The 20,935-nt window shown below is 41.6% G+C and carries 20 protein-coding genes; 6 read left to right on the forward strand and 14 right to left on the reverse strand.

Going from position 1 to position 20,935, the window contains the following annotated elements; genetic code table 11:
• Positions 1 to 68 precede the first annotated feature (68 nt).
• Both radC and B4Z90_RS21030 read left to right on the forward strand, forming a co-directional pair.
• Complete coding sequence (radC, locus tag B4Z90_RS21025; protein WP_070565979.1) at positions 69 to 767, forward strand: RadC family protein; 699 nt, start codon at positions 69 to 71, stop codon at positions 765 to 767.
• 17 nt (positions 768 to 784) lie between these two features.
• The gene (locus B4Z90_RS21030; RefSeq protein ID WP_070565977.1) at positions 785 to 1,534 is read left to right on the forward strand and encodes a class I SAM-dependent methyltransferase; all 750 of its coding nucleotides are present in this window, start codon (positions 785 to 787) and stop codon (positions 1,532 to 1,534) included.
• On the opposite strand, the gene B4Z90_RS21035 is transcribed toward B4Z90_RS21030, so the two are convergent.
• Genes B4Z90_RS21035 through B4Z90_RS21045 form a run of 3 tightly spaced genes read right to left on the reverse strand, consistent with a single transcriptional unit; the run spans position 1,535 to position 4,638 of the window.
• Positions 1,535 to 3,079: an MFS transporter gene (locus B4Z90_RS21035; RefSeq protein ID WP_070565975.1), complete on the reverse strand. Its 1,545-nt coding sequence runs from the start codon at positions 3,077 to 3,079 to the stop codon at positions 1,535 to 1,537. It lies immediately after the preceding gene.
• A gap of 2 nt (positions 3,080 to 3,081) precedes the next feature.
• Entirely contained in the window at positions 3,082 to 4,143 is a 1,062-nt protein-coding gene (locus tag B4Z90_RS21040) for an HlyD family secretion protein (RefSeq protein WP_083295941.1), read from the reverse strand.
• Between the two features lie 48 nt (positions 4,144 to 4,191).
• Positions 4,192 to 4,638, reverse strand: coding sequence for a MarR family winged helix-turn-helix transcriptional regulator (locus B4Z90_RS21045; RefSeq protein WP_083295940.1), 447 nt, complete (start codon positions 4,636 to 4,638; stop codon positions 4,192 to 4,194).
• Positions 4,639 to 4,768: 130 nt separating this feature from the next.
• Here B4Z90_RS21045 and B4Z90_RS21050 point away from each other — a divergent pair, with 130 nt between their 5' ends.
• Both B4Z90_RS21050 and B4Z90_RS21055 read left to right on the forward strand, forming a co-directional pair.
• Positions 4,769 to 5,251: a hypothetical protein gene (locus B4Z90_RS21050; RefSeq protein WP_139144989.1), complete on the forward strand. Its 483-nt coding sequence runs from the start codon at positions 4,769 to 4,771 to the stop codon at positions 5,249 to 5,251.
• A gap of 110 nt (positions 5,252 to 5,361) precedes the next feature.
• Entirely contained in the window at positions 5,362 to 5,847 is a 486-nt protein-coding gene (locus B4Z90_RS21055; RefSeq protein WP_070565970.1) for a hypothetical protein, read from the forward strand.
• 71 nt (positions 5,848 to 5,918) lie between these two features.
• On the opposite strand, the gene B4Z90_RS21060 is transcribed toward B4Z90_RS21055, so the two are convergent.
• The 4 genes from B4Z90_RS21060 to B4Z90_RS21075 all read right to left on the reverse strand — a co-directional run bounded on the left by B4Z90_RS21060 (position 5,919) and on the right by B4Z90_RS21075 (position 13,549).
• Positions 5,919 to 9,236, reverse strand: coding sequence for a DEAD/DEAH box helicase (locus tag B4Z90_RS21060; protein ID WP_070565968.1), 3,318 nt, complete (start codon positions 9,234 to 9,236; stop codon positions 5,919 to 5,921).
• 9 nt (positions 9,237 to 9,245) lie between these two features.
• Entirely contained in the window at positions 9,246 to 11,315 is a 2,070-nt protein-coding gene (locus B4Z90_RS21065; RefSeq protein WP_070565966.1) for a TonB-dependent receptor, read from the reverse strand.
• A gap of 18 nt (positions 11,316 to 11,333) precedes the next feature.
• On the reverse strand, positions 11,334 to 12,131 hold the full coding sequence (locus B4Z90_RS21070) for a hypothetical protein (RefSeq protein ID WP_070565962.1): 798 nt from the start codon (positions 12,129 to 12,131) through the stop codon (positions 11,334 to 11,336).
• Positions 12,132 to 12,238: 107 nt separating this feature from the next.
• Entirely contained in the window at positions 12,239 to 13,549 is a 1,311-nt protein-coding gene (locus tag B4Z90_RS21075; RefSeq protein WP_070565961.1) for a BamA/TamA family outer membrane protein, read from the reverse strand.
• Positions 13,550 to 13,745: 196 nt separating this feature from the next.
• On the opposite strand from B4Z90_RS21075, the gene B4Z90_RS21080 reads away from it, so the two are divergent.
• A complete protein-coding gene (locus tag B4Z90_RS21080) occupies positions 13,746 to 15,626 on the forward strand; it encodes a M1 family metallopeptidase (protein ID WP_070565959.1) in 1,881 nt (626 codons plus the stop codon).
• Between the two features lie 123 nt (positions 15,627 to 15,749).
• On the opposite strand, the gene B4Z90_RS21085 is transcribed toward B4Z90_RS21080, so the two are convergent.
• The 3 genes from B4Z90_RS21085 to B4Z90_RS21095 all read right to left on the reverse strand — a co-directional run bounded on the left by B4Z90_RS21085 (position 15,750) and on the right by B4Z90_RS21095 (position 17,587).
• Positions 15,750 to 16,361, reverse strand: a complete 612-nt coding sequence (locus B4Z90_RS21085; protein ID WP_070565957.1) for an alpha-ketoglutarate-dependent dioxygenase AlkB family protein — start codon at positions 16,359 to 16,361, stop codon at positions 15,750 to 15,752.
• 22 nt (positions 16,362 to 16,383) lie between these two features.
• The gene (locus tag B4Z90_RS21090; RefSeq protein WP_070565955.1) at positions 16,384 to 17,220 is read right to left on the reverse strand and encodes a bifunctional transcriptional activator/DNA repair enzyme AdaA; all 837 of its coding nucleotides are present in this window, start codon (positions 17,218 to 17,220) and stop codon (positions 16,384 to 16,386) included.
• A gap of 67 nt (positions 17,221 to 17,287) precedes the next feature.
• Positions 17,288 to 17,587, reverse strand: a complete 300-nt coding sequence (locus tag B4Z90_RS21095; RefSeq protein ID WP_070565953.1) for a SelT/SelW/SelH family protein — start codon at positions 17,585 to 17,587, stop codon at positions 17,288 to 17,290.
• Between the two features lie 76 nt (positions 17,588 to 17,663).
• On the opposite strand from B4Z90_RS21095, the gene B4Z90_RS21100 reads away from it, so the two are divergent.
• Positions 17,664 to 17,795, forward strand: coding sequence for a hypothetical protein (locus B4Z90_RS21100; RefSeq protein WP_262886174.1), 132 nt, complete (start codon positions 17,664 to 17,666; stop codon positions 17,793 to 17,795).
• On the opposite strand, the gene ygiD is transcribed toward B4Z90_RS21100, so the two are convergent.
• The 4 genes from ygiD to B4Z90_RS21120 all read right to left on the reverse strand — a co-directional run bounded on the left by ygiD (position 17,792) and on the right by B4Z90_RS21120 (position 20,791).
• A complete protein-coding gene (gene ygiD, locus B4Z90_RS21105; protein ID WP_201303575.1) occupies positions 17,792 to 18,649 on the reverse strand; it encodes a 4,5-DOPA dioxygenase extradiol in 858 nt (285 codons plus the stop codon). The two genes, B4Z90_RS21100 and ygiD, sit on opposite strands and share 4 nt — an antisense overlap.
• Positions 18,650 to 18,786: 137 nt before the next feature.
• Positions 18,787 to 19,620 carry a helix-turn-helix transcriptional regulator gene (locus tag B4Z90_RS21110; RefSeq protein ID WP_070565951.1) on the reverse strand — a complete coding sequence of 278 codons (834 nt, stop codon included), beginning with the start codon at positions 19,618 to 19,620 and terminating at the stop codon, positions 18,787 to 18,789.
• 208 nt (positions 19,621 to 19,828) lie between these two features.
• Positions 19,829 to 20,071 carry a hypothetical protein gene (locus B4Z90_RS21115; protein WP_159333286.1) on the reverse strand — a complete coding sequence of 81 codons (243 nt, stop codon included), beginning with the start codon at positions 20,069 to 20,071 and terminating at the stop codon, positions 19,829 to 19,831.
• Between the two features lie 459 nt (positions 20,072 to 20,530).
• Positions 20,531 to 20,791, reverse strand: coding sequence for a hypothetical protein (locus tag B4Z90_RS21120; RefSeq protein WP_070565947.1), 261 nt, complete (start codon positions 20,789 to 20,791; stop codon positions 20,531 to 20,533).
• Between the last annotated feature and the right edge of the window lie 144 nt (positions 20,792 to 20,935).

Genomic DNA, 20,935 nt, shown 5'->3' on the forward strand with positions numbered 1-20,935 from the left:
TTTCTCAGGATATTAATTAGCTATTTTTTGTATATTTATGTACGCTAGCCAATTATAATTAACTTTAGATGTCAAATCCGTACAAACTAGTCATTCGGGAGTGGGCAGAGGCCGACCGCCCGAGAGAGAAGCTATTGAGCCAGGGGCGTAGGGCGCTTACAGATGCCGAATTATTGGCTATCCTGATCGGCTCTGGTTCCAAAAATGAAAGTGCTGTCGAATTATGTCGACGCATATTGGCTGATGTCAAAAATAACCTGCACACCCTTTCGATGATGGAGGTCTCGGAACTGAGCCTATATAAAGGGATAGGTGAAGCAAAAGCCATCGCCATTATTGCGGCATTGGAGCTCGCCCGCCGCAAAAACGACCTGCCTGCAGAAGAACGAAAGCTGGTAAATAGCAGCCGCTTCGTTTACAACTTGATGAAACCCATCCTGCAGGATCTGCCTCATGAAGAGTTTTGGACTCTGTATTTGAATACGGGGTATAAAATATTGGACAAACAGCTCATCGGCCGTGGTGGTAATGATTTTACGCCGGTCGATGTCCGGATAATTTTACGCTCCGCACTCAGCCTTAAAGCACATGCCATTATTTTAGTTCATAACCACCCATCGGGCACCTTGTATCCCAGCAATGCTGACAAAATTCTGACGCAAAAAATTGTTGAAGCCTCTAAAATTATGGATATTAGAGTTGCCGATCATTTAATCTTTACCGATAACGGCTATTATAGTTTTAAAGACGAAGGTATAATCGACTAGTTACAGTAATTCTTAGTATGAACAAAAACAGTATTGATAGATTCACAGACCGGGTTGTCGATTACCAGAAATTTAGACCTTGTTATCCAAAAGAGATTATTCAAGTACTTAAAGAACAGATAGGGCTGGATAAAAAATGGTTGGTTGCCGATATTGGTAGTGGCACTGGGCTATCTACGCAACTTTTTCTCGAAAATGGAAATGACGTTTTTGCTGTTGAACCCAATCGGAAAATGCGTGAATCTTTATTGCATCATTTTAAAACCTATCGGAATTTAATCGCGCTGAATGCCACCGGCGAAAGTACATCCATTGAGTCTGGCTGTGTCGATCTTATTTTTGCGGGTCAATCGTTTCATTGGTTTGATCGGGATGCATGTAAAAGGGAGTTCGCCCGCATCCTCACCGAAAATGGACATATTGTGTTGGTTTGGAACCAGCGTGATCCGGACGACGCTTTTCAACAGGAATACGAAGATTTTCTGCTCAGCCATATACCAAGCTATCAATCTGTCAGTCACAAAAATATCAGTGACGATGATCTCAAACAATTTTTTTCACCACGTCCAATGATCAAAATAACCTTGCCAAACCAACAGATATTGGATCTTCGGTCGTTCTTGGGAAGAGTACGTTCATCATCCTATTTTCCAAAAGAGCAGGCTGAAAACAAAACGCTCTATGACGATCTCCGTACACTTTTCGATAAGTACGCAATCGCTGAGCGTATCGTATTCAAGTATATTACTGAAATTTATAACAGTTAACTAAGAAATAGGAATTTGCAAAGCTTCTTTCGTTGCATTTTTTCTCTTCCAGTCGAAAACTCTTCGTATAGGCGAAGAATGAAAAGGGAAGATTAAGATGAATAACGTTAGGATTACCCCGATAATAAATAGCCCGGAGTAGGCGTCGCGTATGGATAGTAGCGAGGCTTGGACTTGGACCGATTTCATTATATTTCCTCTTTGTAGCACCAAGCTATTTGTTCGATCGATTATACCAGCAAGATTATTGGCATTAAGGATCTGTAGGTGGTAATACCAATTGGCAATGATGTTTGACCAGACTACAGGCACCAAAAATGAACGTGTAAGAATCAAAAATACTAAGCCAGAGAGGTAATATTTACTGGGAATATTGCCGGCCATATATACGCCTATTCCAATGTAGGAAGTGATCACGCCCATTCCTCTTAATGTCAAAGGGAGATAGAACAAAGCCGAGTTTGTATGTTGGTCAATAATCCTTGCAAAGAAAAAGCAAGATAGGGCATAACACGCTGCGGAGAATGCCAAAATGAACTTGCATTTCTTTGTTATTTTGAAATATATATAAACGATTACTGCGCCGATCATATAACCAGGAATTACATAGGTATTTATTTCGGCGACTTCCAAGGGGTTTGTACCAAGCGTAATTCCCAAAAGGGAGGAGTACAGCGAGGTCGAGCTATAAAAAATGCCGAAAATAAAAATTGTTCCAATGGAGATAGGCAGAATCCGTGTTGAAAAGGCTTCAAAATTTAAGAGTGATTTTCGGATTAGTACACTTCTATTTATAAAAAGTATAAAAAAACAGAGCGATGCGATTCCGGTGACCAAAATAAACCTGGAATGAAACCAATTTTGTGTCAGACCATATGTGCTGAAATAGGCAAAATTCAATAATGAAATACAAAGTAAAATACTTCCAAACCAGTCATATTGATACAGCGGTACCTTTTTAAAATCTGACGATTTCATAAAGATGATGCAGATTAACAACGCTACTGCAAGTAGTATATTTTGAAATAAAAAGACAGTTTCCCAATAGAAACGTGTTGCAAATAGAACAGATACATAACTTGCCAAGGCAGGAATGATCATTGTCATGGGGTAGTAGACTGCATATAATTGATACCGTTCTCCACGTGGCATGAGAAAAGGGATCATTTCCCCAATGATAGCCATCGTGACAATAATCTTGGCACTCCCGATAAAAAATGTGGCCATACAGATGTTAACACCATTATTAGCATGTTCCAAAACCGCATTGGAAGCGAGGATAATGAAGATAGATACAATTAATATCGTCTTTTTGGAAAATAATTTCAACAACCTAAATACCAGTGGTATGGCACATACCATTCCTGCATAATAACAATATGTAGCCATACTCAGATCTGCAGTGATACCGGCGTATCCATTCATGACATACGTGTTAATGGATGTTGGGATTCCATTATTGAACGAAAATAAAATATTGAGTACAAACAGAAAGAACAATTCCCAACCTGAACTCAACCAATCTCTGAATATACGATCTTTCATGATTATTTAATACGTATGATAGCATTCATACCTACGCGAAGCATGGCGAGATCTTTTGGGGTATTGGATGCTGTAAAATTAATTCTAACCGGAATGCGCTGTTGTACCTTAACAAAGTTTCCCGTAGAATTGTCAACCGGAACAGCAGAATACTTAGATCCTGTTGCTTCGGATATGGCGGCTACTTCACCTTCAAATGTCTTCCCGGCCAATGCATCAATTTCAATGTTGACTTTTGCCCCGAGGGCAATATTTTTTAGTTGACTTTCGGTATAATTTGCGGTAATCCATTTCTGCTCATCACGTACAATATTGACCAATGGCGTACCGTTTTGCACCAATTGACCCTCTTCAATCGTCCGCCGTCCCAATACACCGTCGTACGGTGCCGTGATAACCGTATACGAAAGGTTTAACTTGGCTAGATCAATCGCAGATTCGGCCTTTAGTAATGAGGCATCATTGACCGACAGCTTCTGTTCAGACTCATGTGTGTTAAGTTTCGATACACGCTCTTGCGCCAAAAGTGCCTTATATTTGGCTAACATGGCCTCATAATCTGCTTTTACCTGATCGAATTGATATTGCGCTACTGCTTCATCTTTCACCAGACTCTCGTAACGCCTATAATTCAATTCCATATTATCTAGCCGGGCTCTCATCTCATCGATATTGGCATTTGCTATCGCAGTACTATTGCTGGCAATGGCAATTCCAGATTGCGATATAGTTTTACTTGCTTTGGCATCGGCAAGAGTGGCTTGTGCATTTTGTAATAAAATTCTGTACTCCGCATCATCAATAATGACGAGTGTATCGCCTTTGTGAACTTTTTGATGCTCATCAAATCGAATTGCTTTGATATAACCGCTGATACGCGAATTTATAGGGGTAATATGGGCATCTACCTGGGCATCATCTGTATAAACAGATTCGTTGATGTGGAAAAACACTAAGATACCCCAGATAATGGTAAACACAATGACGACTGCAGATAGGATGTTGATGATCCATATCTTCCGCCTTCGTTTTATTTCTTTCTCACTTAATGTTGAATTGCTCATGACTCAATTATTTATCTTCTTTTTTTCTGAAAATCAAGGCTCCCGATACTATTGCTTATCAATAATTGCGGTCAATTTTTCGAGAGTTTCTGTAATTTCCAATACTTTTTTTTCTGATATCTCCTGCAGGATCACACGGTAGAGGTCTTGTTGGACAGGGTCTAATAATGTCCTATATTCGTTTCCCTTTACCGTTAATTCGATTAAATTATTTCGCCTGTCATTGGGATCGCTGACGCGTCTAACCAGATCCCGTTTACAAAGATTATCGATCAGCGGAGTGACACTTGCTTTGTTCTTCTGTATTGCTGTGGCTATATCTTGCTGATTCATTTGCTCCTTTTTCCACAGTGCTGCCAATACTTGCAACATTTCATAGGTGATATCCAATTGCTGTTCCTTTATTTTCTGGATATAGTATTGTTTTAAGCTCGTTCGCAAAGCAATGATACTATCCACTAAGGGTTTTACTGGATTCATGGATTCGTTTTTCATAGTACAAAGTTAAATATAAAATAGTTAAATATCAAACTAAATTGCTTTAGTTAAAAATGTGTTAAAGATGGATGCTTTAGAGAGAGATGGCATTTTATTTGGGAGCACCTAAACGAAAGGAAAAAAAGATATGTTAAGAGTTGAATTAATCTTCTTTAGACGTTGCCTACTGCCACTGCTGATTTTAGGAGGTGGGATAAGTGTTGTAAGGGCGCAGCAAATGCACGCTTTTAATAACTTGGAAACCGATTATCATTTTGTATATCAGTGGGTAGATCCATTCTTCCCTTTAAGCCCACAGGTCGATGTGATGACCTTGGACGCGCCGATTGATAAGGAGCCCGAGCAACAGGAGAAAATAAAAACGTCAACGGGAAAACAGCGTTTTACGGGCAGGGTGAGTGAGCGCGTATATGAAGGTTCGGAAGTAATCGTGAGCCCTGGAGAATCGGTTGGAAATATAACCTACAGCTCCACTAGTTCACCCACCCGGTATCGTGTTGCCATTGATCGAAGGAGCAATGAGCACTACCATGGAAAGCCCGTATTTATAGATGCAAAGGGGATAAAATATATAATTGATTCGAAATTTAGAAAACAAGTTGTCGAATAATTCCTTGGCTAAGTTAAAAATTTGTAAAAAATATTTTTTCAGGTAATTAAATCGAAATATGGCATTTGTATTGTGCTTTTATTTACAATTATTTAAATAACAATTGGGTTATGAAAGCAATAAATCGTTTCAAAAAAATCACAGCTGCATTAGCTTTGATCGCTGCAGTCGGATTGGGACAATCCTATGCACAAACGGCTCCTAAAAAAATGGAAAAAGAAGCCAAAAAGTCTGAACAAAAAGCAAAAGAAGTAAAGACTAAAGCCAACGAGACCGAAACGAAAACGAAGGCAGCGCCGGTGAAAGCTACAGCGAAGAAGGAAGTTGCGGTCAAGGAAAAGTCAACGCAGACGAAAAAGATGGCTGATACAAAAACAGCGCCAGCAGCACCAATGGAAGCGAAGGAAAAAGCCGTGAAAAAAGAAAGTGCTAAAGCTGAAAAACAAGCCACTGCTGTTAAAAAGGATGCCGTAGCAACAACTGATAAAGCAACAAGTGAAAAATACAACGGCCATACAATATATCTCGGTCCAAAAGGTGGCAAATATTATATCAACGGAAATGGTAACAAAACGTACATTTCTGACAAAAAATAAAGAGCAGCTGAAAACGAATTATATCAAAAAAGGGGACATCGATCGATGTCCCCTTTTTTGATTTCAATAGTTTAGCGTAGCAAATTCATTAAATAGCTTTTGTCGAGATAAAAGGCATCTAAACTTCCGCCCTCATCCAGAATACTGTTGCTAATTTCCTTTTTATTTTGCTGTAAGGTCTGAATTTTATCTTCGACCGTGTTAGGGCTGATTAATCGAACAGCGGTAACCGTCTTTTGTTGCCCCATGCGATAGATCCTGTCGATCGCCTGTTGTTCAACAGCAGGATTCCACCAGGGGTCTACCAGGTACACTACATCGGCTGCGGTAAGATTAAGTCCGGTACCACCGGCTTTTAGACTAACCAGAAAAACGGGGATATCCTTGTCGGATTGAAAGTCACTAACCAATTTACCTCGATTTTTGGACTGGCCCGTGAGCATCAACGCGCGAATCCCCTGTTTATCCAAAGCCTCTTTAATCAGGTTGAGCATACTGACAAACTGTGAAAACACGATCATTTTGTGCTGGTCTTTTTTATGCTGAATCTGCTCGATAAGCATTTCGATTTTGGCAGAGTCCGCAGCGGTAGTCAGATCTTCGTTTTGGAGAAGTTTGCTTGAATTACATATCTGACGCAATTTTGTTAGACCTTTTAGGACATGCATGGGGCTTTTCTTGATTTCATCGCCATCTTTGGCTGAGATAAAATCCCGAAACTCTTTTTCATAAAGATCATAAATTCGCCGTTGGGCGGTTTTCATCTCACAGTAAAGGATCAGTTCATTTTTTGCAGGAAGATCACGTAATACATCCTGTTTTGTTCTACGGAGAATGAAAGGCTTTATTTTCTCTTTCAGCATTTTTTTTCTCTTGCGGTCATGGAAAGCATCAATAGGAGTCGTATAGACATCTTTGAAATATTTTTTGCTTCCTAGTAGCCCCGGCACAATAAAGGAAAGCTGGGCATAAAGATCCATCGTATTATTCTCGATAGGAGTTCCTGTTAAAATAATGCGATTTCTTGATTTTAATAAATTTACCGTTTTGTATCGCTGGGAATCCGGGTTTTTGATTTGCTGCGATTCGTCCAATATGACATAATTGAAGGTTATTTTTTTCAGCATATTGATATCCGTCAGCAGGTTGTGATAAGAAATTAAAACAAGGTCATATTGTTCAAACTGCATCCCTTTTTCCATTCTATTTGGACCATCTAAAACCAACGTCTGGAAAGATGGAAGGAATTGCTGGATTTCATGCCGCCAATTAAAAATTAAGGTCGTGGGAAGTACAAGTAATGTTGGTGCAGATTGTCCCTTTGCTTTTTGAGTAGCCAGAAAGGCTAATATTTGGATCGTTTTGCCAAGTCCCATGTCATCGGCAAGACAGCCGCCAAAGTTAAGCCCATCCAAGAAATGCAGCCATTGTAGTCCTTGTTGCTGATAAGGGCGTAAGTTTCCGACAAAAGTTGGAGGTAGCTGGACCTCGGATAGCGAAGAAAAATTAGCGAGCTGCTTTCTCAACGTGCTGAGCTCCGCCAACACGATGGGGTCTAGCTCCGCCTGATCAAATAGTTGATCGATTTCATTGAATTTGTATTTTGGAATTTCAATGAAATCATCAGCTATCGATTCTGCTGCATTAAAATAGGCTTCAAATTTATCGAGCCACTGTTGCGGTAAAATGCCCTGGGTGCCGTCATCCAAGGTGATGAATTGCGAGCGGTTCCGTACTGCCTTTTCAAGTTTTTTTAGGGAGACACTTTTGGGGCCAAATTTGACCTGTATATTGGCGTTGAACCAATTTTGTCCACTGAGGACCTCCACATGTATTTTTCCCTTAAAACGGCTTAATTTATTTCCACGTAACGTATTAAATCCGATGATCTGTATACCCTGATGTTGCCACTCCTCAAAAGCATCCAGAAACCAGTTACTGTCCAGAAAGTATTTGCGATGCAAATAAAAATGCTGAAAGCTTCCTTCATCCATTTGCTCCTGAAAATAGGGATGCTGCTTCAGTAACAGGGAAATAACTTTTGTTTCAGCTTCACGTTTCCGATCGACCAAAAATTGTGTACCCTTGCTGTCTGTACCAAATATATTCCGCTTACTTAAAATAGGAATTTCGACCTCACCATAACGCATGACAGGAATAAGGTTGACAAAATCTTCCGATTCTTCCAGAAACAAAAATGGCTGCATGTCCTGATAATACAGATTTTCCTTCAACTGTGGCTTGCTTGCTTTGGGAATATCTTTAAAATTTAACTCCACGGAATGTGCTATCTGTTCCAAAAACAACCTGTTGAATTCTTCGAACTTACGCTGATGGATCAACAATTGCTCACCTTTGTTGCCAAACAAACGGATCAACTTGAGGTGAAATCTATTTTCAATCAGAAAAAGCTGATTTTTGATGAGAATGAAATGGTCCAAAAGAACGACTAAATCCTGTAAATTGTAGGCTATCGTATGAATATGAATTTCTCCTTGAATGGTATAAAACGCACCTTTTTTTGTAATGAAGAGCTTAATTTCACCTTTGTTTAGGTTAAATTGAACCGGCGATAAGGTGGAGGCTGTTATATTGTCGGATTTTTCATAGTCATGCAGATAAAAATCGAGGTGTAACGGATTTTTTGCAACCGCCTTCAGACTGGAGCTGATTTCGATATCCTGTTGTACAGCTTGAGAAAATTGGTAAACAGCGGTGTAAAATTGCATTTCCTCAATCGAGCTGCTTTGCCAGATACGGGACTGGCTCTCACTGGCGGAAATCGGATTTTTAGGTAGGCCGGATTTCGTCATTGGAGCTTGACACAGGAGTATTTGTAGATTTTTGTAGTACCGGTTGCGCGTTAACACCACAAAATAATGCTGCTGTTCGGCCGTCGTCTTGACCTTTTTTGGGATAAGAGATTCCTCCACTAGATCAAAGTCATCAATGGAGGTTAGCTGTTTGTCTTTTAATAGAAACTCAAGCTTCCCTGCTTTGATCTGGGCTGAAAAATAGTTTTCTAAAGACGATTCCTTTTCCAGTCCATATTGTGCCGCAACCTTCTTGAGGAGATGCTGATAGCGGTTGTGATCAAAAAATGCCAGCCAATTCTCCTGTGTAAATAGTTTACCTAAAGCCGCCTTTTGATGACGGCAGAATCCTGTTTGTGGACAATTGCAAAAGACGGCTGTTGTGGGCAACGTATGGATGATCATCACTTCAAAATCGGTATAATTCTCCAGTACCCGAAAAGTTGCCTGATTGACCTCCATTTCCATCGCATTGACCTGAAAATGGGCCAGTGTCAGGTCCATCCAAGGAAAATAAGAATAACGGCTCACCTTGGTGAAATCGATATCGGTCAATGTATACTGATGGAATTCCATGATGCTTGGTTAAAAATTAAAACTCATTCCGCCATAATAATTACGTAAAGGGGCAGGATTAAAATACCGTCCTCCAAAAGCATTGATATCGTTTCCAAGACTATATTTTTCATTGAGCAGATTGTCGGCCCCAACAAAAAGCCTGATTTTATGCCGTGAACAGACAGATTTGCTCCAAGATAATTTGGCTTGCAAAAGATGATACCGTTTGGCATAAACAGTGTTTGCATCATCCAGTGGTATGGCTGCTGTTAAATTGGAAAGAAGATCCAGTTGGAATTCATTCGGGAAAAGTATATTCAACGAATTTACCCATACTGTTTTAGGAACTGCAGGGAGTTTATTGTTCTTATAGTTTTTGTCGCCTACCTGATAGGTTTTGAAACTGTAGTCATTGAAGGAAAAATTGCTGGTCAGCTGTAGGCTACGGACCATACCGGTTGTTTGAGGCCTAATCAAATACATGAATAGCGAGGCTTCCAATCCCTTTTGGTTTATTTTACCCGCATTTTGAAAATATTCAGCACCATTATCCCGTACCTGTCGGATGATGGCATTGTTCATTTGATACGTGTAGGCCGCTGCATCTAAAATAATCCGGCGATTCCACAAATGCCAACGAAGCCCAAATTCATGGTTTGTACCTGTTTCTGGTTTCAGCATCGTATTAATTGTATTGTCTGACGAGCGGACTTCAGCAACAGTTGGTGCAGAGAAACCTTTAGAAATCGATGCTCTAAGTGCAAGCATTGGAGTGATCAAATAGGATAGTGCTGCTCGTGGCATCCATGTACTCCCGAAATCAATATTTTCTTTGTTTTCTTGTGCGACAGGATAACGTTGCTGGTAGCCAATTTTATTCTCATTTAATCCGAGCGACAGCTCTACCTGGAGACGCTCTAGCCATTCCAGTTGGGTGCGTGCAAAAAATGATTGCTGACTGTTTTCCAATTTGTCCTTGGCCTGAGGATCGGTAGCGACACCTTGGGCGTTGTCATAATTGTCAATAGCATACCATCCCTTTTGCGCTTCCAAGCCCAGTTGTACTTCATATTTTAAATCTCTGCTCAACAGATCGGCATACGATAAATACAGGCGCGTTCCTATGTTCTTTTCATCTCTTTTCTCGTAATTGGTGATGAAGGGATTTTTGATCTGATTGGATGAACCAAATACACTCGCGAATAAGGTCATCTTAGAACTGAGATGCGTCTGGTTGCTCAGTCCACCAAAGAATGTCTTATCGTAGATTGCTGCTTTTTGTTCAGCAGCACCAGGGTTTGGTCCGCCCTTTGGCCGGGCTTGCCTGCGGTCGCTTTCCATTTGTGCTGCGGTGAGCCCTCCCGGAGTTTGGTAACCGAGATCCGAATAGAGCCCCGTGAATTTTAATTCGGATGTTTTTGCATATTGCCAATTGTAATTGAGCTGGATATTCTTTTTGTTTAAGGCTGAATTTTGGCGATAACCGTCACTTCTCGTCCAACTCTGATTGACGGCAAGTTGTTGCGTCTTGCTGACGGGTAATATTGCATTGAGCTGCTCCTGGAAAAGACCATAGGAGCCTCCCGTTAATTGGAGATTGACTTCAGGTTTTGCAGATTGATCAAATCCTTTACTATATAAGGAGAGTATACCGCCTGAATTGGCCCCGTAGATCGATCCGTCCGGACCTTTCAAGATATTGATTTGCTCGATTGCATAGGGATCGAGCAAGTTAAGATAGGTGTTCCCGCCGGCGTCAGTAAGCGGAAAGTCGTCCAGATAGATTTTAACATTGCGAACACCAAAAGGTGAACGGATCATACTCCCGCGGAGTGCAAGCCGGTAACTTCCAGGAGAACGTTCTTCCATCCGTAAACCCGGTACCCTGTTCATTGCCGAAACAAAAGAGGGCGACTGTTGGGATTGGATAGCTTGGTTGCTTAACACAGCTGCAGAAGAAGTCAATCGCAAGAGCGGTTGTTTATTGAAGTAGGCTTTAACTTCGACTTGCTCTAGCCGATTAGTTGTAGTATCCACTTCTTGCGCATATAATTTGCTACATAAACCAAGGGTAGCAAGTAGGTAATATCTTTTCATTGTTCGGGTTAGTTCGGCTTAGTCTGCAAATTCCTGACTGAAATAAATTTCAAAAATCTGCTTTTTCTTATTGTATTTTAAGCATTGAAAATTCGCGTATACGGAGCTGGTCGGTACACAAAGACTGTTGGCCATGGCATCTTTTGCGATGTTTTTGTTCAGACAGCCCTGCTGCAAATCGAAGTTTTTGTTCGTAGAAATATCGGTCACCTCAAAGGAGTTGTCGTCAATCAGGTAATTTGAATTGTTTAGGCGAATATAATCCTCTTGGTAAATCAGTTCGGAAGCAACAAGATAATCGAGCGATCCAAAGCTGGATGAACAATCCAAATTTTGAAGGGTATTGACAACTTTTAATTCTTTATACAGTGTGTTGAATGTATTGTTCTTACGATCCAATAGGATGATTTCGATGCGATGATTATCTTTATTGTACACAATATACCCAAGGTCATCGGCACCATTTTCAAAGATATTCCCTTTGGTGATCGCTAAAACAGCTAAGGTAGGATGCCTAAGAAAATAATCCTTCTGGTCCGCCGGTAGTGTTGTCGTTAACTTCTGATGAAGTTTATCGAAGAGGCCGGCATCATTCATTTCCATTAACTGCTGCGCTTGTTCTTTTACCCTGCCTTCAAAACGCGGGCTATCGTAGCTCGACGTATCCGATGGGAGCGACGCGGAGGCAGGAAGGGCTACTTGTTCTTTCTTTTGGTCTTCACTTTTCGTTGATGTTGGTGTTGGCGTCTTTGCCTGATGACAGGAAACGAGACCTAAACATAATGGAATGTATAGAAAAAAGGTTTTTAAATTCATGATGAAGTATCGTCAATGCTTATGCAGTCACTCTTCATGCAGCGAAAGAGCAATAACATCGGCTAATTTAGTTATTTTATGGCAAAGAAAGCTGCCGCAGCCTGGAATTAGAAAGCTTCATTCAGCCCCAAAAAGAAACCACGGGAACCATATTTTCCAAAGGCATAGTCCAGACATAGATTTGTGCGTGTTGCTTTGTTAAAGAGAACTCGCAACCCGGCACCACCCCCAGGTTGCCACCTTTCAAAAAGTTTGGTGCCCAGTTCGTCGCTGGCAGTCTGTAGGTTAAAAAAAGCAGCTCCGCTCAAAAAGCGATTCTTTAAAATTGGGAAGCGGTATTCTGTTTCGGCATAACCGAAAGAAATTCCTTTGAAATAACCGATGGTATAACCGCGGCCGCTTCTGACGGCTACGTCCCTTCCTGTTCCTGGAAGATCAAAATAGGGCAGAGTACCACCAAGTTTATAGGAACCCCAATACCAGAAGGCGAGTACATGAGCTGGGTCGGACTGGGATAGACTAAAGTATTTGCGAAAGTCGGTGGTAAGCTGTACTGCACTTTTGCTGCTACCCAGCAGCGTTGTGTTCCATCGCACACCGATATCTGAATATATACCCTTGTAAGGCCTGTTGGGATTGTCTCTGGTCATATATTGCATATTGAGCAATAGGCCGTTGGAATTGTAACTGTCGGGCTCGAAGCCATGTTTTTCGGTGTAGATGGTGTTGGGCGTAACGTTGCCATTCGGGCCGCTGCTGGTTATTTTCCGTCGTAAGTCAAACGCCAGTCCGGCCCCAACAAATAGCCCGTCGGCGATGCGTTTATAGACTTTTTCATTAAATGTAAATGCATTATATTTTGCGCCGTATTTCTTATGGTCGGGGTTGGCAAGAATCTCTTCATCGGCATTGTTCCATTTTCCATGGGGAGTCATGCCCAGCCCTGCGTCTAAAGCCACCATTTTGACAAGTGCAAAAGCACCCTGAAAATTTAGTTTATTGTTCGGAGTAAATACATTGTGGCTGATATAGAAGACCATAATATTTTTCGTGGTGATCGAGGCGGATGTCGCTGCGATCGACATGGTGGTTGTTTTGGGATCACCTAGTACTTTCCCGGCGACAGCCTTGATTCCAATCTGGCCACCAATGGTTGGGTTGTAGGCAATGTTGGGCATTAAGGTGATGGGAGAACGTTTACTTGCATGTTCCTTTTTTCGTTTGGGATGTATTATTCTTCCGATGAGATCCGATATATCGTATTGACTAGCCAAGGCAGAGTCACGCTGCTGTTTGTACTGTGCAACAGAGTCTGCTTTCACATCATTTTGAGCTGCAAGGAGTGTAGGGATTGAAATTAAAAGTATTCCTAAAAAAGCGTATCGGAAGAAATCGTTATAACGTAAAAGTTGATGCATACATTCGGGCTTATCTTAAAACTAAACGTAAAAAAAAATAAAATGTTTTCTCCGGCACTTGGAGCCTGTCTTTTTGATGGTTGAACAAATGCGAATAGGGTATTGTGTTGGAGAAGTTTATTTTTCTTGCGAAGCTGGAGAATTAAACTTGCAAATCACAGCAAATTTATCTTAGTTTGATTATTTAAACTAGGATATGATAGGACGCACTATATTGAATTACGGATTGACGTTGCTTTTATTGACAGGGGCTGCTCATGCACAAGAACTGTATACCCCAAGGAATATTCAGCAAGCGATCGCAAAGGGGACCCGTACTACAACGGGCATACCGGGAAAAAACTATTGGCAGAATTTTGGAAAGTATGATGTGCGGGTGCAATTGGATCCGGCTACAAAGATGGTGAGTGGAACAGAGACTATTCTGTACACAAACCATAGTCCTGATACATTGAAACGCTTGGCTATCCGATTTGTGAACAATGTGCACAGACCTAATGCGGTACGTGCGGCATACGCTTCGGACGATTACCTGACTTCGGGCCTAAAGATTAAATCGTTTAAATTGAATGGTCAAGTTTACGACGTAAACAGCAAGGACTGGGGAACGGTGAAGTTAGGTGATTTTGGGCAGAAAATCCTTCCGGGAAGCACTGCAACATTGGACATTAGCTGGGAATATCCGTTATCTGTCGAAAGCGACCGTGAAGGGCTATTGAATGCTTCGACCTTTTATTGTGCTTACTCTTATCCGCGTGTGTCTGTATACGACGATTACAATGGCTGGGATCTTCTGGAACATAATGGCCGACAAGAATTCTACAATGGTTTCAACGATTATCAATTTGAGATATCCGTTCCGAAGAACTTTGTTGTTTGGGCGACAGGCGAATTGACCAATGCGGCTGATGTACTGCAGAAACCTATTCTGGACCGTTTCGAAAAATCAAAAGTCAGCGATACCCCAATACATATCGCGACAGATGCCGAAATGAAATCGGGCAAAGTGACAGCACAAGAAGCCTGGAATACGTGGAAATTCAAAGCAAGCTACGTACCTGATTTTTGTTTCAGCGTGAGTGACAATTATATCTGGGACGGGGGGAGTGTAGATTTGGGAAGCAAGCGCGTGAGTGTGCAATCTAGTTATGTCGCCGGAACGCCAGATTTTGAACAATACATTGTCTGGCAACAATACTGCATTGACTGGTTTTCTAAAAATTGGCCTGGTGTCACCTATCCATACCCAACAATGACAGCCGTTCAGGGATTTGCAGATATGGAATATCCGATGATGATCAACGATTCGAGTGTTCCAGATAATCTTGTGGATGCACGGCAAACAGCAGACCATGAAATTGCACATACTTATTTTCCTTTTTACATGGGTATCAATGAGACGCGATACGGTTATATGGATGAAGGTTGGGCTACTGCATTGGAATTCTGGATCGGAAATGCGGAGATTGGTGCCGAAAAAAATAAAGAACTTTTCAAAGATGCCCGTGTAAAGCGTTATATCTTTGACCCCTCTACAGAAGAAGACCAACCCCTGATTACGATGACCTCTCAGTTAAGTGGTTTAGGTTATGGTAACAATGCTTACATCAAGGCCGCGTTGTCTTATATTGCATTGCGGGATTATCTGGGCGATCAACTGTTTAAAAAAGCACTACATCATTATATGGAGCTATGGCATGGAAAGCATCCGACGCCTTGGGACTTCTTTTACAGCATCAACGCCGGAGCTGGGCAAAATTTAAATTGGTATTGGAAAAATTGGTATTTTACCAATAATTACATCGACCTTAAAGTGAATGGTTTTAAACAGCTTGCCGGTAAAAATACACTTACGATCACTAATGTTGGGGGATTTGCAATTCCGTTTGATGTGTTGATTACCTATACGGATGGATCGGTGGAGACAAAACATCAAACTCCGTCAATTTGGCAACACAATGAAATACAGGTAATCCTGACGTGGACTTCGACTAAAAAAGTGAAAAATATTACCTTGGACGGAGGGATTTTTATGGATTACACAGCCAAGGACAACAGCTGGGACGTTATTAAATAACCCGATCGATCGTGTCAGCCTTTATGTTTGAAAAGGTTGACACGATTAATGACTGAATGCTGTTGTGAAGTTTACCTACAAATAGGTGTCCATTCCTGTAAGCCGTACCTTGGGCCTGTAAGACTACAGCTGATCAATGCTTCGAAATGTCAGATTAATTCGTGCACTGAACGCTTTTTTTGTCGGTGGAAGCCGATGCAACCAATACGTTTGTGTAAGACCTTTCATCACCAATAAACTTCCATGGCCCAAGATGAGGTCTATTTTTTCTTTGCTCGTTTTGTGTTTAAAGGCAAACTTTCGTTCAGCACCAAAGCTTAAAGAAGCAATTGCTCCATTTTTTTTAAGGTCTTTTTCACCGTCACTGTGCCAGGCCATTCCTTCGTCGCCATTGTGATAAAGATTCAACAGGCAGGAATTATACGTCTCCTGTGTTTGTTCTTCGGCAATCTTTTTCAGCTCAAGAAGCTCTTTTGTCCAGGGAAGCGCCCTTTTAGTGGTGTTGGAATAGCTATATTCGAAAGCCTGGTCGCCATACCAAGCCACTTTTCGTTTGGTGACGATTTCGTTTCCAAAAATAATAGCACGGTCATTTACCCATTCGATCGAGTCCATGAGTCTATCAAAATAGTGGTTTGCTTTCTGTGGAGGCAGTATTTTACCATAATAATTGACAGTCCCATCGTAAGGGAGTAGATTTCTATTGCCATCGAAGAGATTGTCGAAAAGTTCCATTTTATCGTATTGTGTGTGTTTATTAAATAGCCGTATGCAAAGTCTCCCATCCGATCATCGCTGTTTTCCGCATTGGATCCCATCGGTAACCACCAAATATACCGCTGTTTTGTATAACACGATGACAGGGGATAAGGTAAGCTATCGGATTGCTACCGACAGCTGTGCCGACAGCACGGGAAGCTTTGGGGTTTCCGATTTGAGAAGCGATAGCACCGTAGGTACTTAAGTTACCCATAGGGATTTTTAATAAAGCTTCCCAGACTTTCAATTGAAAATCAGTGCCTTTTAAATGTAATTTTACCTGGCGGATATCTTTGTCTTGGGGATTTAATGCGCTGAGTGCATTCTCGTGCATGCTATCTCCCTGTTGTCGATATGTTGCGTTCGGAAAGCGTTGTTGAAGGGTGTCAAAAGCTGTTAAGTTGTCATCGGCATAGGCAATATGACAAATACCTTTTGAAGTGGATGCAATTAGCATTGTGCCGAATAAGCTCTGATAATAGGCGTAGGAAATCAATAGATTGGAGCCTTCATTTTTATATTCAGCGGGAGTCATTCCCTCAATATTGATAAATAGCTCATGAAGTCTACTGCTGCTGGAAAGACCAAGTTGATAGGTGGTTTCGGCGATATTACTTTCCTTGAGCAATGATTTTGCATGATTTATACTTACGTACTGTAAGAATTTCTTGGGGCTTGTACCAGCCCATGCGGTAAACATGCGTTGAAAATGAGCTTCACTCATGTAAACATGAGAAGCGATCTGACCCAATGTAGGTTGCGTCTTAAAGTTTTCCTGTAAGAAATGTATGGCCTTGGCGATACGTTGAAAATCTACTTCTTGTTGAGTAGTCATGATTGTTCATTTAATTTATACAAAATTGCTAATAAGAAGAAGTCTTTAAAATCCGATTTATGCTAAATTAAATGTTGGATGAAGGAGATTTGTCCGAATGACCCAAGGATTTATCTGGTGCAATTAGATCTCGGATGAGCTGTTTGAGTTCTTTTATTTCGGGGAATCGACCCGCTCTTTTTCGATCGAAAATCTCCTGATCCGCTACCCGTACGGTATAACGGCCTGCAATTTCGCTGGGAACCAGCATCACTCCATGGATCTCATCCGTGAACGAACTCAGTACCTCCTGCGCCATATAGGCGGCGCGCAGCATCCAATTGCATTTTGGACAATATTCAATTTCAATAACAGGTTTTGTTGCCATGAGTTAAGTTCAAGTACGTTGTTTTGTTTCAAACAAATTTATCAATCCTAGCGCTGCAATCCTAACGCTTTTTGTCATGGAAATTTCGAGATTATTTCCAACTCAGCGGAGTCCTGTATACAACAAGACCATTCCATTGGCCTTTTTCTCAGTTAATGGAATGGGCTGGCATTGTTGGATATTCCTGACAGGTATGCTGGAGGCTTAACCGATTTTCAAAGAAGTCATGGTCAGCGATCCAGCCACTGAATTGTCGTTGAAGAGAAACAACTCATCATTTTTCTCCTGTAAACCCAAGGTATAGATTAAAGGGAGGTAATGTTCAGGAGTTGGAATTGCCAAGTCGAACTCTTTGCCCTGTTTTCTGAAATCGATGAGCGCTTGATGGTTGCCGTTCTGAATAAATTTCTTCATTTTTTCATTGGCTATCGTAGCCCACTCATAGACATAGCCTGCCGTATCGAGCTTGTCCCAGGCGACCATCCGTAAGTTGTGCACCATATTGCCGCTACCGATAATGAGTACCCCCTTTTTTCTTAGCGTGTTTAATTGCTGTGCAATTTCATAATGGTATGCTGCAGATTGTGTGTAATCGATGCTCATTTGAATAATAGGCACGTCTGCATCAGGGTATAGGTGTTTGACTACAGACCATGATCCATGGTCCAGCCCCCATTTGTCGTCGAGATGAACGTCTGTTTTGCTTACGATACGCTGTGTTTCTAAAGCGAGAGCCGGGCTGCCTGGAGCTGGGTATTGGACATCAAATAACGCCTGGGGAAAACCGCCAAAGTCATGAATGGTGGCGGGATGCTCCATCGCTGTGACAAATGTTCCACGTGTTTCCCAGTGTGCCGAGACAACAAGAATCGCCTTCGGTTTTTCGAAAGTTTGGCCAATTTTTTTGAATCCCCGGACAAATTCGTTGTCCTCTATGGCGTTCATGGGACTTCCATGTCCTAAAAATAAGACCGGAAATTTGTCCGTTGCCTCCAGTTCCTCGGAAAATTTATATAAAGAGTTTGCTTTATGAGCTACTCCAGCTAATGCTAATGTTGCCATAATTTTAATAAAATCCTTTCTACGCATTTGATATGATGTGACTGCGTCAATTTTTATTACAAAGGTAGGGGATGGGCTTGGCTAGGCGGTATCATTATCCTGTCAATCTGTTGTACTATTCGGAAATCTGTTGTACGCTATTCGGAAATAAGTTTTTGGATTTCATTTCTAAATTCCGAAGGCGTCATGCCTGCTTTCTTTTTGAAGACATTGGTAAAGTAGGCTTTATCTTGGTAACCGAGTTCAAAACCAATTTCCGAGATCGTTTTAGTCGTTGTCAACAAGAGGTTTTTTGCTTCAATAAGTTTCCGTGTTTCGATAATCTCAGAAACGCTTTGTTGTAATATGCTCTGACAAATTAAATTTAGGTTTCGTGTCGACATAAAAAGCTTCTCCGCGTAAAAATTAACGCCTTCAGGACGGCGGTAGTTCTCTTCCAGTATAGATAGAAAGCTTGTGAACGTTGTACTCTGATTTTTCAATTGCTGTTGGCTGTCTGGAAATTGCCTTTTTCGTTCAGATTCAATCATGGTAAAGATGGTGCTCAATAGCTGCTTGATAACCGCATAGTCTACGCTATGTTGTAAGCATTCCTGCTGCATTAGCTCACACAAGACTATCAATCTCCCGAAGCAGTTGGGGCTGGCGAAGGTCAATGTCGCATTTTCATGAAAGTGGGTATAAAGTTGGAAAGTTGTTTCGGGGATAAATTCACTTTTAAATCGAATGACCCAAAATTCAATGCTATTGTTGTGCAAAAGAGGTTTCACACGGTGCGTTTTGCCCTGAGTGACAAAACTTATAAATGGAGCGGTGTAGGTTTTTGTTTTAAAATCGATAAAATGTTCGAGTTTTCCTGCCACACCAATAATCAGTTCCTCGAAATCATGTTGGTGTATTTCGTTTTTGGATTGTTGTATGCGCAGTGCCTCATCGGCGTCAACTTTGTAAATTTTGAAAAGTCCGTTCAAAATAAGGGAAATTTTAATTTGCTATTTACGAATATACGGTTTCGTTTGCATATTGGCTATTCGCAGTGTCCTACCGGCAGTTTACAGTTATTGACTTTTGAATCTATGTTATTTTCCAATACTGTGCCCAAATGAGGCTTTGATGGTTGGCGGTACATTTTTTATGTTGGCTAGTTTATAATATAGATCCTTATATGTTTATCCGTTTCTATGCTAGTTTTTCATTTGAGTTGGTATTCCGAAGCAAGGGCTGCTCCGCTTCATCGTTAAATTGAGGTATTCCCCAGTCTGATGTGAACCCTTGAATCGTTATTTTGTCTGTCTTTATAGCGTGTTTTTCCGAGTTATTTTCGTGTTGCAGCGTCGCTGCGGAATTTTTCGGCTGCGGTTCGGATTGGCGTTGGCCTTTTTTAGGGGCATCCAGGGAATATGGTCGCGTTCGGAGCGTCATTTGCCCGTGTTGGCAGCGGGGTGAGTGCGGGCTTAGACTCGGACTCAACACGGACTCAACACGGACAGAACACGGTTGCAGGGCAAATCTGCCCCGACCATGGTACGAAGCAGGGCTGGGAGGGTAGTCGGAGGTTCCTGCAGACCTTTGTCAGCAGCCGGAGCGTTGTCCCCGAGCGGAACCACCTTTCCCTAAATAACGAAGAGTTAAGGATGCCTTATTACTTAGGTTAGCTTTTGTCTATATTTAGCTTAGTATTAAGTTAGGTTTTATTTAGCTATAACCTATACTATACCTAAACAAAACCTAAATAAAACCTAAACTAAACCTAAGTAAACAGGTAGGAAAGTATAGCTGCAAAAGAAGGTATCCGGAGTGCTGAGTTCTGCGATCTTCCCGTTCCCGTCCATCTGCTGCGCCGGTGCGCACCATCTTCAATTGGGCATTGAGCCGAGCGGGCTACAAAGTGATCCCGGGCTTAGGAAGATCGAACAATACAATGTCCATCCATGTTTCCGCTGCGGAGCTGCACCAAGTTCCGGTTCCGTGGATGTCCGCGGTACGATCCAATTTCCAGGCCCCCCATGTTTCCCCTGCAGAGCCTGTATCAAGTCCCGGTTCCCACGAAGTCCACGCCAAAACCACTTTTCGGCCCCATTCTGTCCCGGAGCCGACGTTCCCAGCCTTCCGACCACCTGTTTTACAAAAAGAATCTTGCACCGTTACAGGTAGTTAAGGATAAAATGAAATAAATAAGAACAAAAGGCTTGGAAGTTTGTTTATAAACTCCCTATCTTTGCACCACTCCGCAAGGGAGGGACGGTTACTTCGAAAGAAGGAACCCTGAAAAAAAGAAGGGTTTAA

The organism is Sphingobacterium sp. UBA5639 (assembly GCF_002421245.1).
GTDB classification, from domain to species: Bacteria; Bacteroidota; Bacteroidia; order Sphingobacteriales; family Sphingobacteriaceae; genus Sphingobacterium; species Sphingobacterium multivorum.